The sequence below is a fragment of the Pseudomonas sp. GW460-LB5 genome, assembly GCF_059423245.1.
This window is the reverse complement of sequence record NZ_JBWKXT010000030.1, coordinates 59,258-75,824: the sequence shown is the minus strand read 5'-3', so window position 1 is coordinate 75,824 and position 16,567 is coordinate 59,258. Positions and strand designations below refer to the sequence as shown.

The window sequence follows — 16,567 nt, the reverse complement described above, 5'->3', positions numbered from 1 at the left end:
TCCTGTACTACTGCTTCTGCCTGGGCCTGCGGGGCAAGCACGCCCTCGACCCCAAGTGCGAAGACATCATCAACGCCCTGATCTCGCGCATGCACACGGTCATCCGCGAACTGCGTGGCCCCCTGCCGCAAGAGGTGTGCGACCCCTACACCAACGTCGTTCATTGCCCCCACCGCCCGCGACGCTGGGAGTGGCCCTGGTGGAGCCCGCTGGTGATCTCGGCCGTCGCCATGGTCTGCGCTTACAGCTACTACAGCTACCGCCTTGACCTGCTCACCGCCGAAGTCCTGGAATCGCTCGACGCGATTCTGCAGCAGTAGCAGGGGACGCCACATGCCTAGCCAATCCGATTTGCGCTTTACCTTCCAGCCGCTGGTGGGCCGGAGTGAATTCGAAGTGGTGTCGTTCGAGCTGGACGAAGCCATCAGCACGCCTTTCCAGCTGAAGCTGGAACTGGTCAGTTTTGAAGACGATGTCGACTTCGGTCAGTTGCTCGACAAGCCGGTGCTGTTCACGATCTGGCACGGCGAGCGCCCGCTGCGCTACGTGCACGGCCTGGTCAGCACCTTCAGCCAGGGTGAAACGGGCTTCCATCGCACCCGTTATCGCGCCCTGGTCGAACCCGTGCTGGCCCGCGCCGGGCTGCGCTCGAACTGGCGCATCTTCCAGCAGAAAACCGTGCCGCAGATTCTCGAGATCATGCTCAAGCGCCAGGGTATCACCGGCTACGAGCTGAGAAGCATCGACAAGCACGAGGTGCGCGAGTTCTGCGTGCAGGCCGGTGAAACCGACCTCGACTTCATCGCCCGCCTGGCCGCCGAAGAGGGTTTCATCTACCGCTTCGAGCACACGCCAAAACTGCACAAGCTGCTCATCACCGACCGGCTGCTGGGGCTGGGGCAGCTCAGCCAGGGCGCCATCAAGCCCGATGACGATGACGAAGGCTTTTTCGAGCCGGACGACACCGACCCCAACCAGGTGCTGTACCACGCCAACAGCGGCGGCGATCAGGCCAGGCCGTGCCTGCGCCGCCTGCGTTACAGCGAGCAGGTACGTACCGCGCGCCAGGTGCAGCGCGACTACACCTTCACCCACCCGGCCTACCGCCAGGAGCAGCGTGCCGAGGGCAGCGACCTCAGGCACCAGTCCACCACGTACGAGCGCTTCGACTACCCCGGTCGCTACAAGCGCGAGGCCGTCGGCGCTCCCTTCACTGCCACCCGCATCACAGCCTGGCGCCATGACGCTCGCATGGCCGAGGTGGAAGGCGACGATGTGCGCCTGCAGCCGGGGCTGAGCTTCACCCTGATCGGGCACCCGCGCGAAGACCTGAACAGGCATTGGCGGGTAAGCCGCGTGCACCACGAAGGCACCCAGTTCACCAGCCTTCAGGAGGAAGCTGCAGGTGCCCGGCAAGGTACCCGCTACTGCCAAGAGGCTGTGCTGGTGCCCGGCAGAACCGAATGGCGCCCGGCGCCGTTGCCCAAGCCGCGCATCGACGGCCCGCAGATGGCAACGGTGGTGGGGCCCAAGGGCGAGGAGATCTACTGCGACCCATGGGGCCGGGTGAAGGTCAGCTTCCCCTGGGACCGGGAAAGCCAGGACAACGAGTTCAGTTCCTGCTGGGTACGCGTGTCGCAAGGCTGGGCCGGCGGCAGCTGGGGTTCGATGGCCATTCCGCGCATTGGCCAGGACGTGATCATCCAGTACGTCGACGCCGACCCGGACCAGCCGATGATCACCGGGCGCACCTACTGTGGCAATCAGCTGCCGCCGTATGACCTGCCCAAGCACAAGACGCGGATGACCATCAAGAGCCAGACCCATAAGGGCGATGGTTTTAACGAGCTGCGTTTCGAGGATGAACTGGGCAAAGAAGAAGTGTTCATCCATGCCCAAAGGAACCAGGTCAATGTGGTGGGCAATGACGAAACCACGACTATTGGGCGCAATCGCGTGGAGCAGGTCGGTAATGATGAGCAACTGAGCATCGGCAGCAACTTCCGCCAGGACACGGCCCGTGACCATACCCAGGTCATTGGGCAAAACAGCCGTGTGGACATCAAGCATGACCTGAACGAACAAGTGGGCAACAACCGCAGCCAGACAACGGGGGCCAACCAGCGGGTTGTCATCGGCAACAACAGCGAGCTTGTGATCAAAGGGGCTCAATCGATCAGCGTCGGGCAGGGGGTGCAACAACGCACGACGGTCTATCAGTTGCTGGCCAGTGAACGCATCGAGTTCAGAAGCCCTGGCGCCAGCATCGTGCTGGATGCCCAGGGCATTACCATCAGCGGCTTGACACTCGACCTGCAGGGGCAGACCAAGGCGACTGGCGAAGGGAACGCCAGTAGCGAGCCACTTGAGCTTACGCCTGACGCCAGCAACCAGTGCGAGGCCAAGTCGTGATGAGTAGCGAGGCTTTGGCCAACATCATAGAAGGGCACCATGCGGCGCACCTGCATTGTCATGTACTGATAGACCCCCTTGCCATCGCGGGTAGAAGCGACCATGCACTGCTTGCACAACTGCGCGAAGCGTTGGGCGAGGCCGCGTTGACCCGAGTGCACAGGGCTGATCTGGCCCATGCACCCCACCTGCACCCGGTACTGGTATGCCTGGCCTCACCCGGAGCGATGCCCAGCCGCACGCTGCTGGAGCTGACCGCGCGCACAGCGCAAAGAGGGCTGCATCAGCGCCGTCGCTACCTGAGCGGCTGGCTGTTCAGTGAGGCTGCGCCGGTCACCCTAGCCGCCCATGTCTCGGCCCTGTGTCGAATACCCAATGCCGAGCGGGCGTTCAGCTTCTATCCGGTCTACGAACCTGTTCGCCTGGAATTGCTTGCAGCAACGTTCGAACGGGTCGAGCAAGGCCCGTGGTGGCCGGTCAGCAACTGGCTGTTCCTGAGCAGTGGCGGCAGATTGTCGAGCCTGAAAGGGCAAAGTGGGCAGCGCCATCCTTTGCCGGGGCCTGCCCGGCGCATCCAGGATGACGTGCCGTTGATCGAGCAAGTGCTGGCTATGTGGAGAGTGTTGCGCGCGGGCTCGCACGACGCGAGCCATTGCCAGATACCGCCATTTGCCGCCGTGCGTGTATCCAACCATATCGATGACGCTCGCGGACTGGGCTTGAGCACACAGGAAGACATTGTGGTGTTTGCCCTCCATCACCTGTGCATCCACCCCAGGCTCCATACCGTTGCCGCGGTGCGCAGGATGGTAGACGCCGCCGTCGGCGATCACCGACCGCTCGCCCCGATGCTCGCCCGCTACTCCGAGGCGCAATGGTGCCATCTGATCGATCCCCTACCTGAAGCCGAGAGGCGCTTATGACCCTCAGCCAACGTATCGCCATTGCGGCAGCCGAAGCCGGGCTGCCGCACGACCAGTGCATGTCCTGCGAGCGCCAGGGCCTGCCGATCCTGCCGCTGCGCCGCGCCCTGGTGCCGGATGCGCGCCCAGGTTGCGTCACCACCGTCGCCGGTAGCCTGCACGTTACAGCCAAGATGGGCCTGCGCACCTTGCGCATGGGTTACCTGTATGTGCTGCTGGACCAGCAGGTCTGGCATGCCTACGAAGTCAGCGAACAGGGCCACCTGCGCCGCTTCAACCCCTATGAACCGTCAGACGGCCTGCCCGCATCGCTGCCTGAAAAGTGCGTGAATGAAAACCACGATATCCCTTCTGCCTTCCTGAACATTGATACCGACCGGTATGGCACAGCCTGGCTGGCCTTCTCCAGCGATGCCTGGCCGGTCAGCGTGCTGAATGCCTACAAGAAGGGCCAGGCGCCCGCGCACCGCTTCGAGGGGGTCGACCTGACCCAAGCCCGCAACAACCCTGAATTGCTGGGCATTGCCATGACGCCCGACAACCTGCAGGTCGACAAGGAGGTGTTCGAGTACGCACAGCGCGGCTGCTCACCGTTCGACAGTGCACATGGGTTTCACAGCCGCTGGCTGCGCCGGTTTGCCATGCGGGGCTATCTGGTCAACGCGATGACCCGGCACACGCTGGAGAACGGCGTGCTGGCGGTGGTGCTCGACGATACCGTTGGGCTGATTCAAGAGTTCAACCATCAGCGCCTGAACTGGGTGGTGAAGCGTCAGCTCTGGCGTGAGGACCCCATGCGCGCCTACCAATTACAGACTTCGCAGATCCTGCAGGCCATTCGCGCCACGCAGCGGGAGTGGGCGGCGCAGAAGGTGCCTTCGCTGGAGCCGATGGCGGGTAGAGGGCCGTTTGTACCGGTTGATCCGACGGTAGAGCGGCCGCGCATGGTCGAGCAAGCGATGAAGGACAGCGACGATAAACTCGAACAGCGCTACCACGAACCGCAACGGGCGGCGTTCCAGGCCGGGTATGACCAGCAGGAAGCCGAGTTCCAGCGCTTCATCGACAAGGACGCCCGTGCTTACGCCGCGCTGTTCGACACGCCCATGTTCAAGGTGGCCGAGCAGTATGATTACGACGGCGATCATCGTGAATCTGGCGTAGCGTATGCCAAGACCATGGCGCTGTGCCTGGGTGGCGGGATTACCGAGGCGATTGTGCCTGGCGCGGCTCCTGCGGCCGGCACCAGCGAAACCCTCTGGCTGAAATGGCTAGAGGATCCAGACAGCCCACCCTACCGCGCATTGCTGATGCGCGACCGTACGTTGTTGGCTGGCCTGCTTCCCAGCTTTTCTGCTGCCGAAACCATCAACTGGAATGACAGCGACAAGCTTTACTCGATGCTGAGCAAAATCATCGCCAGCGACGATGCCGGCTTGCGCATGCGCAACACCCTCAAGCAGGCCATTGCCGAAACCCAAGGCGCGCTCAACGCCGCCAGCCAACGCTTGTCGCCCAATTTGCCACCTGGCATTCAGACCGCCGTGCGGCACCTGAACAGTGCAACCCAGTTCCTGTACAACGGCGTGCACCTCATCGAGCTGGAAGTGAAGATGAAGCTGGGGGAGTACTACGCCTTGCAGAGTGCTCATCTACGCGAATTACAGCACAAGGCCAATGCCTCGATTGCCGAGGCCAGGGACCGGATGCATCGCAACATCGATGACATCGACATTCATTCGACCAAGGCCTGGAACAAGGTGCGGCCGATCATCCAGCACGGGTTGATGAGCCTGGCCGTGCTGGACCCGCGGTTTACCCACACCATGATCAGCGTAACGGTGTGGGTCGAGGGCACCGCTGAAGACGTGCGTGGCCGGTTGATTGAGGAAGCCAGCATGAAGGTGACCCAGGCGAGCAGCTTGGCGCAGCGTACCTTGGTGGAGGTCTCGGTCGCGGCGGGGACGCTCGAGTCGAATGCGCGAAAGGTGTTGCAGGGCATGCGTATTACTTCCCAGCAGGCGGCGCAGTTGGTGCGAACTGGTTTTAGCGGCTTGCGTGGAGCGGCAGGCAGTTGGGAGTTGCTGCTGGCTATAGGTGGCTTGTATTTGCAGCATGACGCTCTGAGCAGGAATCAGGAAAAAGCGGAAGCGGAGATTGGGCCGAAGGCTTACGAAGCAAAATTGGCATTGCAAGGTTCGCAATTGGGACTGTTGGGAGGGCAACTTGAGGTGGTTGGACTTGTATTGAGGTCAACTGCTGGCCGAATGGGGGGGGCGTGGACCAAAGCCGCTGTAGCCACTGGAGGGGCCTTGATAAGGCTGGGGGCGGTAGTAAGCTCTGTTGCTGGGTTTATCGAAGCCGCTCAGGCTATTTCATCTGCTAAACGCGCTACTACAGCGGGTGACAGTGTAGCGATGGCGTATTTCTATTTCTCTGCAGCGACTTTTGGGACCGGAGCCATTTTCTTTGCAGGAGCGGTATTCAATGCTTCTCTGCTTGGCCCATTAGGTATTGCTGTGATACTGGTGCTGTTAGCATATACGGCGAGCAAACAAGCTGAAAGAAATGAATCAGACCTACTGGAGCGTTGGGCAAGGCGATGCTGCTTTGGAAAAGCAGATGAAACGCCTATTATTCATTGGGACACTCCAGAATATGCGGATATAGCTTTTGCCGAGCTCAATGCTGCAACGCTGGGTATGCAAGCTAAGCTGCACTTTGAGTCAAGCCTCATAACCAACCCGACAGTGCCTCGGATAGGTGGGTTGGTTGGGTTAGAAGTAGAGCATAAACTGAAATTTCAGATCGTCTTGCCTAGGTATAGGGAAAATGACTCTGCGTATAGCTGGAGTTTGATAGTGCATCGCCATGGAGATGGAGATTTTCCAGAGTTTTCCGGCGGGGAAATCCTTGTTGGTGAAGAGTGCCATGCTTCTTTTAGTGCTGTTTCCCAATCGGTTAACTATTCTGATTTTTCTTCACCGCGCCTTCCTGACTACAAGAGTGATATCGCTTTTGAAAAAAAATTGCATATCGCGGTAGCAGGTGATCAAGAGTTAACGAGTCTAGAGATTTCTGGAGTTGTTGAGCTTCTGCCGACGATAGGAAGTCACTCCGTAGTAGCAGCGACATTACTAGTAATGTTTTGGCCAGATCGTACTATAGACAGTGCGTATGCCGAGGTATGTAACCGGAGGCAGAATGATTGAGCGTGAGTCAAGAGTTTTATGGAAGCGAGAATTGGGCTGGAGCCATGATCTGCCGCATGTGGATGAAGAAACAGTCCCCCGTTTCAATCTGGAGGATATCAGCCCGTCGCCGAACCATATTGACGATGTCTATCTGGAGTTATCGAGGTCCACTCTAATATTGCGTGGCGTTCTGGCCTTGCTCGGTATTCCCGCATTACTGTTCTTTTTTGGTTTGACGCTGTGGTTGTACTGGACTGTCTTGAGTTATGGCTGGACGCGTGAATGGATGATGTACGTTATACTGATTATTGGACCTCTTGTTTGGTTTGGAGGTGTGTTTTCGGTTGTGAAGTTAGATTTGATGCTGCCAAGAGACGAGCCCATTCGCTTTAATCGTCTGCGGCGGAAGGTCTATTTCTATCAATTCCGATACCATTACGTTTACTTGTTCAGCCGTAAGCACTGGGGTGTAAAACCTGTCGCCTACAACTGGGACGACGTAACCGCGGAAGTTTACCGCGTCTACGCTCCCGGCCACGGCGGCCTTATCGAAAATGTCAAGCTGTCGGTCCGCAACCCGGAAACCAACGAAGTCATCGATCGCGTGGAGTTCGCCTCCAACCTATACAAGGGTGAAGCCTACTGGGCCATCGCCCGGCTGTTCATGCAACAAGGCCCCGAAGCCTTGCCAAAGTTCGTGCACCCACCCCGCGACTGGAACGACGACGATGGTCTGAGCCACATGCACTGCCTGGCGCCAAAGGTTGAATGGCCAGCGGACATTGACCGCGAATCCCGTACTGCACCGTCTGAAGGAGAAGCCCTATGAATCCGGTTGTACTTGTAGGCCACCAACACAACTGTCCGCTGCATGGGGTAAACCAGGTCGAAAGCGGGAGCGCTACGTATACGTTTAACGGCAGGCCGGTCGCCAGGGTAGGTGACCGGACCACCTGTGGCGCGGTGATAGAGAGTGGGGCCGGGCATTTCCTGATCGAAGGTGCGGCGGTGGCCCGCAAAGGCGACCGGACGGATCACGGTGGTGTGCTTGAGGAGGGGGATGCCGGGTGGCTGCTGTAAGAGGGGCTTGTGAAGCAGGTATTGAAGTGGATGGCACCGGCTACGCCGGTGTTCGCGGCTAAAGCCGCTCCCACAAAGATGGTGTGTGACCTGGACTTGCGCCGTACCAGCAGGCAACGCGGTGGATGGCCCGCGCTTCGCCCGCACAGTGATCGTGCAAGCCTTAAGACGCCATGCAAGACAATGTGAGACAGTTAGTTTTTCAGCTATCTGCTGGCGCGTTGATCTGTTTGCCGGGTTTGGCGGCAATTTCAAGGGCTTGGCCGTCCCGCTGTTTGCCTTGGCGGGCCAGGCCTTCGAGTTGCGGTATCAGCATGCCTTCCGGCAAATGCCGCCAGAACCGCCCGGGCATGTGCAGGCGCAGGGCATCGGGGTTGAGGCGGGCGGGGTTGAAGGTATGGCGGTAATAGGTGCGCCATAGTTCGGCACCCGGGTCTTCAGCGTTGCGCGCCCATTGCTGCCAGCGCTCGGGGCACCGGCGTTGGTAATCGAACACCTGTCCGTCGAACCGAATGCCATCCTGTGGTGTGGCGATCAACCAGCGCAAACGCCCCAGGCGATCGGCAAAATGGGGGCTGGCACTCTCCAGAATGTCATGCGCCGGTTCGTGGTAGGCGACCAGATCAAGTTGCAGCCGTTCTGCCAACGCTTCTGGCAACGGCACGAAGCGCACAAACGCGTGCAGGTGATGCGCCTCTCGGCTGACTTGCTTGATGCGCCGTTGCAGTTCACTGCCCAATCGGTCGCCCGCCAGCATGGCCGTGCGGTCACCATGGGCCACCCGCCAGAGCACTTCGTACAACAGGTTCCACCGTTGCTCGCCGCAGTAACGCGCAGCCTGTTCCAACTGGTTCAGCAGCGCGGCAGGCACCTTGGCGCGAAAAGGGCCAGGGCCTTCGGGGGGCGACGCAGGCACTGCCAGCAGGTCTGCCATCGGGCCTTGTGACCAGGTGACTTGCGAAGGGTCGATGCCATGCCCGAGCAACACGCGGGCCTGATCCCGCCACGTGACGAACCGGTCATCGCAGTTGAGCGCAATCATCCCCACAGCCCCATCTGCACGGGTGCCTGCGGCTCCCGCAAACGTGCCCGCAGCAAGCCGCTGCGCAGCTCCCCCTGGGCTGGGCGGTAATCGCTGGTGACGATGAACGGCCGCGCCTTGTCCAGCACGCAGCGCAACTGGATCAGGTCGTCATAGCGGATTCGCCGTTCCCGGCGCAGCGCGACCAGGCGTTGCACGCTACGCAGACCAATACCGGGAATGCGCGCCAGCAGCGCAGGCTCGGCGCGGTTTACATCCAGCGGAAAAACGTCACGGTTGGCCAGCGCCCAGGCCAGCTTGGGGTCGATATCCAGCGCCAGGTTGCCGCTTTGCCCAAGCAGCTCACCCGCCTTGTAGCCGTAGCCACGCAGCAGGAAGTCGGCCTGGTAAAGGCGGTGCTCGCGCAGCAGCGGTGGGGCAGCCAGGGGCACGCTGCCCGGGCTGTCGGGGATCGGGCTGAAGGCTGAGTAATACACGCGCTTCAGGCCGTAACCTTGGTACAGCGACTCGGCATTGCGCAGCAGGGTGCTGTCGTCGGTGCTGTCGGCGCCGACGATGACCTGGGTGCTTTGCCCGGCAGGGGTAAAGCGCGGGGCCTTGGGTTCGTTGGCCACGGCTTGCTGGCCCTGGTGAATGACGCCCATGGCCTGACGGATGGTATGCGCGTGTTTTTCTGGCGCCAGGCGCTTGAGGCTGGCTTCGGTGGGCAGTTCGATGTTGACGCTGAGGCGGTCGGCCAGTCGGCCAGCCTCTTCGATCAGCAGCGGGTCGGCATCGGGGATGGTCTTGAGGTGAATGTAGCCGCGGAAGTTGTGCTCTTCGCGCAACAGCCGAGCTACGCGGATCAGCTGTTCCATGGTGTAGTCCGCCGAACGGATGATGCCGGAGCTGAGGAACAGGCCGCTGATGCAATTGCGTCGGTAGAAATCCAGAGTCAGGCGTACCACTTCCTCAGGGCTGAAGCGCGCGCGGGGGACGTTGCTGGAACGGCGATTCACGCAGTACTGGCAGTCGTACAGGCAGAAGTTGGTCAACAATACCTTGAGCAGCGATACGCAACGGCCGTCGGGGGTGTAGCTGTGACAGATACCCATGCCGTTGGTGGCGCCCAGGCCGTCGCCGCCGCGCGAATTGCGCTTGGGCGCACCGCTGCTGGCGCAGGATGCGTCGTACTTGGCGGCGTCGGCCAGGATGCCGAGCTTGGCGATGAGTTGCATGGGTCTGTCTCTTTGTACTGAATATTCATACAGTATTTTGAGATGTGCCGGATTGCAAGTGGTTGTACGCCAGCCATGCCCGAGTAAATCCGTCAGCTAAGCTTGAGGCTGACTTACGGAGAGCAACGAGGCGCGGAAAAGGTTATGAAAATTACCCTGAAGCCGGAGCTGGCACTGGCCGGGCTGGCCTTGGCCTTTGGCATGCTCAACGCCCAGGCTGCGGAAACCAGGAAGGTCGATGTCATGCTGGTGGGCGGTGGCATCATGAGCGCCACGCTGGCGGTCTGGCTCAACGAACTGGAGCCGGGCTGGTCAATGGAAATGGTCGAGCGCCTGGACAAGGTGGCCGAAGAAAGCTCCAACGGCTGGAACAACGCAGGCACCGGCCACTCGGCCCTGGCCGAACTCAACTACACCCCGGAAAAAGACGGCAAGATCGACATCAGCAAGGCGGTGGAGATCAACGAGTCGTTCCAGGTCACCCGCCAGTTCCTGGCCTGGCAGGTCAAACAGGGGGTTTTGAAGAACCCGCATTCGTTTATCAATACCACGCCTCACATGAGTTTCGTCTGGGGGGACGACAACATCCGCTTCCTGAAGAAGCGCTATGAAGCGCTGCAGGCCAGCCCGTTGTTCAAGCCCATGCAGTACTCCGAGGACCATGAGCAGATCCGCAAATGGGTACCGTTGATGATGGAAGGGCGCGACCCAAACCAGAAACTGGCGGTAACCTGGACCCCGATTGGCACCGACGTCAACTTTGGCGAGATTACCCGGCAATATGTGGGCTATCTGCAGACCCGGCCGAACTTCGATCTCAAGCTGTCCACCGAGGTACAGGAAATCACCCGTAACGGCGACGGTTCCTGGCATGTCGAGTACAAGAACCTCAACGATGGCAGCAAGGCGGCCACCGACGCCAAATTCCTGTTCATTGGTGCCGGCGGTGCGGCGTTACCCCTGCTGCAGAAGTCGGGTATCGACGAAGCCAAGGACTATGCGGGTTTCCCGGTCGGCGGTTCGTTCCTGGTCACTGATAACCCGGCCATCGCCCAGCGGCACATGGCCAAGGCCTACGGCATTGCCGCCACCGGTGCGCCACCCATGTCGGTGCCGCACCTGGACACCCGGGTGCTCGATGGCAAGCGCATGATCCTGTTCGGGCCGTTCGCCACCTTCTCGACCAAGTTCCTCAAGCAAGGCTCGCTGCTCGACCTGCTTGCCAGTACCAGCGTGCACAATGCCTGGCCGATGGTACGGGTAGGGGTACGCGAGTTTGACCTGGTGCAGTACCTGGTCGGCCAGGTGCTGCAATCCGACAATGACCGCTTCGAAGCGCTGCGCACCTACTTCCCCGAGGCGAAGAAGGAAGACTGGCGGCTGTGGCAGGCGGGCCAGCGGGTACAGATCATCAAGAAGGACGAGGCATTGGGTGGCGTGCTCAAGCTCGGTACTGAGGTGGTGATGTCCAGGGACGGTAGCATCGCCGGGTTGCTAGGTGCCTCGCCGGGGGCCTCGACCGCGCCACCGATCATGCTCGATGTGCTCAACAAGGTGTTCAAGGACAAGGTAGCAACGCCGCAATGGCAGGGTAAGATCAAACAGATCATCCCGTCCTACGGAACGCGCCTGAACGACCACCCCGACCAGGTATTGAAGGAGTGGGCGTACACCAACGAGGTGCTGCAACTCGATCCGCCAGCCGGCACCGCTGCGCCGTAGCACGGCGGGGCGCAGGTTTTAACGAGCCACGGGCGCGTCTGCCCAGGCAAAGCGGTAGACGTGACTCGGGGGAGTGGTTTGGCACATGCCGTTGTCGGCATCGGCACGCACTACATACCACTCAGCCCGCGAAGTCTCGCCAAGCTTGCGGGCCTTGTCGGCACTGAAGCAGCGGCCCAGTTCAGAGGCCGGGATCAGGGCGAAGGCGGTGGGGTTGTGGCGCAGCCAATAGACCGCCGCATCCGCCCTGGATTGACCGGTAAAGCCGAAATGCACGATGGGCTGTCGGGCAAACAGCCAATGCCCTTCGCGCCAGTTGACCAGCACCAGCTCGGCACCGCCGGTGGCGCGTGCCGCTTCGCTCATCAGCGTCTCATGCGGGTTGCGGCCCTCCTTCAGCGGCTCGACGAAGCCGCGGGCGAACCACAGCGCGAACCATAGCAGGGCCACGGCGACAAAGGCTTTGCGCCAGGCCGGCCGGCCCAGCAACCAGCGTTTGAGCAGCCACGGTATCAGCGGGGCGATGGCCAGCACCAGGCCCGGCAGCGCTGGGAAGATGTACAACTTGCGCTTGCCGCTGCTGAGGCTGAAAAACAGCAGCACCAACGCCACCCAGCCGAGTAGCAGCAAGAAGCGCCCGTCGCGCTTTTGCAGCTGGCGTCGCCAGGCCGGTACCAGCCAAGGCAGGGCCAGCACCAGCGGCAGCCAGTACTTGGGAATGACCTTGACGAAGAAGTACCAGAATGGCTCGCGATGGTCCCAGGCATTGGTATAGCGGCTGGCGGTCTGGCGCAGCAAGATTTCCTTGAGGTAGGCCAGCTCCGCTGCGCCACCGCCCTGGGCGATCGACATCAGCAGGGGCACAAGCCACACCGCGCAACCGGCCAGCAGGCAAAGCAGCCCAAGGCTCCAGCGCCAACCCTGGCCAGGCATGGCCACAACGCCGTGCCAGCCTTGGCGCACCGCCCAGGCATAGGGCAGCAGCATCAGCGCCGGGACAAAGCCCACGCCTTTGCTGATGATGCCCAGCCCCATGGCCGCACAGGCCAGGTAGAACCAACCCCACGCCGGCCCCAATAGCAGGTGGCGCACCATGCCATAGAAACCCAACGCCACCCACAGGCACAGGAAGCTGTCGATCTGTCCGGTGCGCAGGATGCTGTAGCTCTGGTAGGTGGCCAGGAACAGCAAGGCGGCGATCACGCCAATGCGCCGGTTCCACAGGCGCCGCCCCAGGTCGTGCAGCACCCAGGTGATGGTTGCCGCCGACATCAACCCGGGCAGGTAGAGGGCAACCTTGGGCGAGCCGGTCAGTTGGCTGAACAGGGCCACGGTCCACATGAAGAGCGGCGGCTTGTCGCCGTAGATTTCCGCTGCCCGGTGAGGGATGAACCAGTTGCCGCTTTGCAGCATTTCCAGGGCTACGCCGAGAAAGCGCTCTTCATCCACATTCATCGGCTGTCGCCAGCCGATACCTGCACCCACCAACACTACGGCGAGGGCAATCAGGGCCAGGCGTTCGGCCCCAAGCGTCTTGAACCTCGGCAAGGGCTATTCCTTCTGTTCCTGGTGGCGGGCGATCAGTTGCAGGTTGCGCAGGTAGACCAGAAAGCCGAAGCTCTGGCCGATGATGAACACCGGGTCCTGGCGGTAGATGGCGTAGGTCAGCAGCAGCGCACTGCCGAGCATGCTCAGGTACCAGAAACCTACCGGGATCACGCTGCGGCGCTTGAACTCGCTGTACAGCCACTGCAGCACGAAGCGCCCGGTGAACACCGCCTGACCGGCGAAGCCGATGATCAGCCACAGGGTTTCGCGGGTCATCCTTCAAACTCCTGCGGGCGGCTGCCCAGGCGGGTGCGGCGAATCAGCCACCACACCCCGAACAAGTCGAGGATGCCGACAAGGGCGCGGTCCAGGTTGCCGTACTTGGACACCCCGGCATGGCGTGGTCGGTGGTTGACCGGGTGCACCAGCATGCGGCCGTTGTGGCGCAGGATCAGGGCCGGGATGAAGCGGTGCATGTGGTCGAAGTAAGGCAGGCGCAGGAAGGCTGCGCGCTCGATCAGCTTCAGCCCGCAGCCGGTGTCTGGCGTGGCGTCTTTGAGCAGGCGGCTGCGCAAGCCGTTGGCAACACGCGAAGCCCAGCGCTTGCTCGCGCTGTCTCGGCGGTTGACGCGGTGCCCGGCGACCAGTTTCACGCCACCGGCCAATGCCTGGTTGGCGCGCACCAGGTCGAGCATGCCAGGGATGTCTGCCGGGTCGTTCTGGCCGTCGCCGTCGAGGGTGGCCAGCCAGTGGCCGCGGGCAGCCTGCGCGGCGTGCCAAAGCGAGGTGCTCTGGCCCAGCGAGCGTTCGTGGCGCAGTATGCGCAGCTGCGTGTAACCCTGGCTTTTCAGTTGCTGAAGTACGCTCAGGGTGCGATCGCTGCTGCCGTCATCGACCACCAGTACTTCATAGTCTTCGGCGGCCAGTGCGGCGCGGATTTCCATCAACAATGATGGCAGGTTGTCGACCTCGTTCCTGGCGGGGATCAGTACCGAGAGGTCAAGTGGATCTGTCATGAGGCTACCTGTGGTCTTGTTGTGAGTGCGCGGCTCAAACCCGGTAAAAATCCCGGTACCAGCCAACGAAAGCGTTAATGCCGTGTTCCAGCGATGTGCCCGGGGTGAAGTCGACCCAGCGCGCCAGCGAGCCCACATCGGCCCAGGTCTCCAGCACGTCTCCCGCTTGCAGTGGCAGGTAGTCGCGCTGGGCCTTGATGCCCAAGGCGTCCTCCAGACACTCGACGAAATGCAGCAGCCGCACCGGCTGGCCGCGACCGATGTTGAAAAGCTGGCAGGGCGGTCGCCCGTGGGCAGGCTGTGGTGGCTTCAGGCGCAGGCGCAGGATGCTTTCGACAATGTCGTCGATGTAGGTGAAGTCGCGCCCCATCAGGCCGTTGTTGTAGATCTCGATCGGGCGTCCTTCGAGCATGGCGCGGGTGAACTTGAACAGCGCCATGTCGGGGCGGCCCCAAGGACCGTAGACGGTGAAAAAGCGCAAACCCGTGGTCGGTAGGCGATACAGGTGCGCATAGCTGTGCGCCATCAGCTCATTGGCGCGCTTGCTGGCGGCATAGAGCGACACCGGCTGCTCGACCGGATCGTCGACGCTGAACGGCAGCTTGGCGTTGGCGCCGTACACCGAGCTGCTGGAGGCGTAGATCAAGTGGCGCGGCGGTTGCTGGCGGCAGGCTTCGAGCATATTGAGGAAACCGACCAGGTTGGCCTGGCCATAGGCGCCGGGGTTGTCCAGCGAATAGCGCACCCCGGCCTGGGCCGCCAAGTGGATCACTTCACTGAACGCCTGCCCGCTGAACAGCTGTTGCAGGTCGACGCTGTTGGCGATGTCGAGGGGCTGGAAGCGGAAATTGGCGAAGCTGGACAGCTGTTGCAGGCGCGCCCGTTTCAGCTCGACACTGTAGTAGGCATTGAGGTTGTCGATGCCGATCACCTCGATGCCAGCCTCGCACAGGCGGCACGCGACGTGGAACCCGATAAAGCCGGCCACACCGGTAATCAGTACGGGCATGCTGGCTGCACCTGGCCGCGGCCGATACCGTAGTAGGTCAGGCCGGCGGCGGTCATGTGCTCGGGTTCAAACAGGTTGCGGCCGTCGAACACCACTCGATCGGCCAACAGCTCCTGCACCTTGTCCAGATTCAGCACACGATAGTCCTGCCACTCGGTGACGATGACCAGCGCATCGGCGCCTTCCAGTGCATCGTCCTTGCACGGCACCAGTTGCAAATCGGCGCGCAGGCCGTAATGCCGAAGGATTTCGTCCATCGCCTGCGGGTCGTGGGCCTGTACTCGCGCGCCAGCAGCCCACAGCGCTTCCAGCAAGGTTCGGCTGGAGGCTTCGCGGATGTCATTGGTGTTGGGCTTGAACGACAAGCCCCACAGGGCGAATACCTTGCCCCGCAGGCCATCGGGATAATGCCGCTGGATCTTGCTGAACAGCCGACCCTTCTGATGTTCGTTGACCGACTCCACCGCACGCAGCAACTGCGCCTCGAAGCCTTCAGCCTCGGCGCTGCGGCGCAGGGCTTGCAGGTCCTTGGGGAAGCACGAGCCGCCAAAGCCGCAGCCGGCGTAGATGAAGTCGTAACCGATGCGCGGGTCGGAGCCGATGCCGCGGCGCACCATTTCGATGTCGGCCCCCAGGTGCTCGGCCAGGTTGGCGATTTCGTTGATGAAGGAGATCTTGGTCGCCAGCATGCAGTTGGCCGCATACTTGGTCAGCTCGGCGCTGCGTGCATCCATGATCATGAGTTTTTCGCGGTTGCGGCTGAACGGCAGGTACAGCTCGCGCAACAACGCCACCTCGGCCGGTTCGGCGCCGCCGATGATGATGCGGTCCGGCCGCATGCAGTCGTCCACGGCCGAGCCTTCCTTGAGAAACTCCGGGTTGCTGATTACCTGGAAGCGAGCGGGGGCGGCGACGGACTGGGCTATGCGCGACTTGATGCGGTGCACCGTGCCGACCGGCGCGGTGGACTTGTTGACGATCACCGCGCCGTCAGCGTGTTCGAGAATGCTGTCGACCACGGCGAACACCTGCTTCAGGTCAGCGCTGCCATCGGCTTGCGGCGGTGTGCCGACTGCAATGAACTGCAGCCTGGCGTAGTTGGCTGCTGCCCTGGCGTCAGTGGTGAAGCGCAGGCGGCCACAAGCCAGGTTTTTTTCCAGCATCGGCGCAAGGCCGGGCTCGAAGATCGGGCAATGGCCTTCATTGAGGGTGGCGACCCGCTCAGCGTCGACATCCATGCACAACACCGAGTGCCCCACCTGCGCCAGGCACACTGCCTGGGTGAGGCCGACATAGCCGGTACCGAAAACCGTGACTTTCATCGTTCAGCTCCTTGATAGGAAAGCTGAAAAAAAATGTCACAGTGTTGTTTAGGTTTTGTTACCTGATGGATGAATTGAGCCG

14 protein-coding genes are annotated in these 16,567 nt (G+C 61.5%); 7 read left to right on the top strand and 7 right to left on the bottom strand.

The window, feature by feature from the left end; translation table 11 throughout:
* The 6 genes from AC07XM_RS18720 to AC07XM_RS18695 form a co-directional block, all read left to right on the top strand.
* Nucleotides 1-320 (top strand): DotU family type IV/VI secretion system protein (locus AC07XM_RS18720; RefSeq protein WP_495045199.1); only part of this gene is annotated, 320 nt, incomplete at its 5' end.
* A 13-nt stretch (nucleotides 321-333) separates the two neighbouring features.
* On the top strand, nucleotides 334-2,412 hold the full coding sequence (locus AC07XM_RS18715; RefSeq protein ID WP_495045197.1) for a type VI secretion system Vgr family protein: 2,079 nt from the start codon (nucleotides 334-336) through the stop codon (nucleotides 2,410-2,412).
* Nucleotides 2,412-3,335 (top strand): hypothetical protein, encoded by a 924-nt coding sequence (locus AC07XM_RS18710; RefSeq protein WP_060516587.1) that lies wholly within the window; start codon nucleotides 2,412-2,414, stop codon nucleotides 3,333-3,335. Before AC07XM_RS18715 ends, AC07XM_RS18710 begins: the two co-directional genes overlap by 1 nt.
* On the top strand, nucleotides 3,332-6,547 hold the full coding sequence (locus AC07XM_RS18705; protein WP_102689461.1) for a T6SS effector BTH_I2691 family protein: 3,216 nt from the start codon (nucleotides 3,332-3,334) through the stop codon (nucleotides 6,545-6,547). The genes AC07XM_RS18710 and AC07XM_RS18705 overlap by 4 nt, the downstream gene beginning before the upstream one ends.
* Complete coding sequence (locus tag AC07XM_RS18700) at nucleotides 6,540-7,358, top strand: DUF6708 domain-containing protein (RefSeq protein ID WP_224372510.1); 819 nt, start codon at nucleotides 6,540-6,542, stop codon at nucleotides 7,356-7,358. Before AC07XM_RS18705 ends, AC07XM_RS18700 begins: the two co-directional genes overlap by 8 nt.
* Entirely contained in the window at nucleotides 7,355-7,609 is a 255-nt protein-coding gene (locus AC07XM_RS18695; RefSeq protein ID WP_016499958.1) for a PAAR domain-containing protein, read from the top strand. Before AC07XM_RS18700 ends, AC07XM_RS18695 begins: the two co-directional genes overlap by 4 nt.
* Before the next feature lie 202 nt (nucleotides 7,610-7,811).
* Here AC07XM_RS18695 and AC07XM_RS18690 read toward each other — a convergent pair whose 3' ends face one another.
* Both AC07XM_RS18690 and AC07XM_RS18685 read right to left on the bottom strand, forming a co-directional pair.
* Nucleotides 7,812-8,657 (bottom strand): TIGR03915 family putative DNA repair protein, encoded by an 846-nt coding sequence (locus AC07XM_RS18690; protein ID WP_016486572.1) that lies wholly within the window; start codon nucleotides 8,655-8,657, stop codon nucleotides 7,812-7,814.
* The gene (locus tag AC07XM_RS18685; protein WP_016486573.1) at nucleotides 8,648-9,868 is read right to left on the bottom strand and encodes a putative DNA modification/repair radical SAM protein; all 1,221 of its coding nucleotides are present in this window, start codon (nucleotides 9,866-9,868) and stop codon (nucleotides 8,648-8,650) included. Before AC07XM_RS18685 ends, AC07XM_RS18690 begins: the two co-directional genes overlap by 10 nt.
* 144 nt (nucleotides 9,869-10,012) lie before the next feature.
* Between AC07XM_RS18685 and mqo the strand changes: the two genes are divergently transcribed.
* Nucleotides 10,013-11,590, top strand: a complete 1,578-nt coding sequence (mqo, locus tag AC07XM_RS18680; protein WP_102689462.1) for a malate dehydrogenase (quinone) — start codon at nucleotides 10,013-10,015, stop codon at nucleotides 11,588-11,590.
* Between the two features lie 18 nt (nucleotides 11,591-11,608).
* Here the strand turns inward: mqo and AC07XM_RS18675 are convergent, their stop codons facing one another.
* The 5 genes from AC07XM_RS18675 to AC07XM_RS18655 are packed head-to-tail and all read right to left on the bottom strand — an operon-like array spanning nucleotide 11,609 to nucleotide 16,485.
* Nucleotides 11,609-13,138, bottom strand: a complete 1,530-nt coding sequence (locus AC07XM_RS18675) for an ArnT family glycosyltransferase (RefSeq protein ID WP_060516585.1) — start codon at nucleotides 13,136-13,138, stop codon at nucleotides 11,609-11,611.
* 3 nt (nucleotides 13,139-13,141) lie between these two features.
* Entirely contained in the window at nucleotides 13,142-13,414 is a 273-nt protein-coding gene (locus AC07XM_RS18670; protein ID WP_016486575.1) for a lipid-A-disaccharide synthase N-terminal domain-containing protein, read from the bottom strand.
* Nucleotides 13,411-14,154, bottom strand: coding sequence for a glycosyltransferase family 2 protein (locus tag AC07XM_RS18665; RefSeq protein WP_016486576.1), 744 nt, complete (start codon nucleotides 14,152-14,154; stop codon nucleotides 13,411-13,413). Before AC07XM_RS18665 ends, AC07XM_RS18670 begins: the two co-directional genes overlap by 4 nt.
* A gap of 34 nt (nucleotides 14,155-14,188) precedes the next feature.
* Nucleotides 14,189-15,163, bottom strand: coding sequence for an NAD-dependent epimerase/dehydratase family protein (locus AC07XM_RS18660; protein WP_023048172.1), 975 nt, complete (start codon nucleotides 15,161-15,163; stop codon nucleotides 14,189-14,191).
* Nucleotides 15,151-16,485 carry a UDP-glucose dehydrogenase family protein gene (locus tag AC07XM_RS18655; RefSeq protein ID WP_016486578.1) on the bottom strand — a complete coding sequence of 445 codons (1,335 nt, stop codon included), beginning with the start codon at nucleotides 16,483-16,485 and terminating at the stop codon, nucleotides 15,151-15,153. Before AC07XM_RS18655 ends, AC07XM_RS18660 begins: the two co-directional genes overlap by 13 nt.
* Between the last annotated feature and the right edge of the window lie 82 nt (nucleotides 16,486-16,567).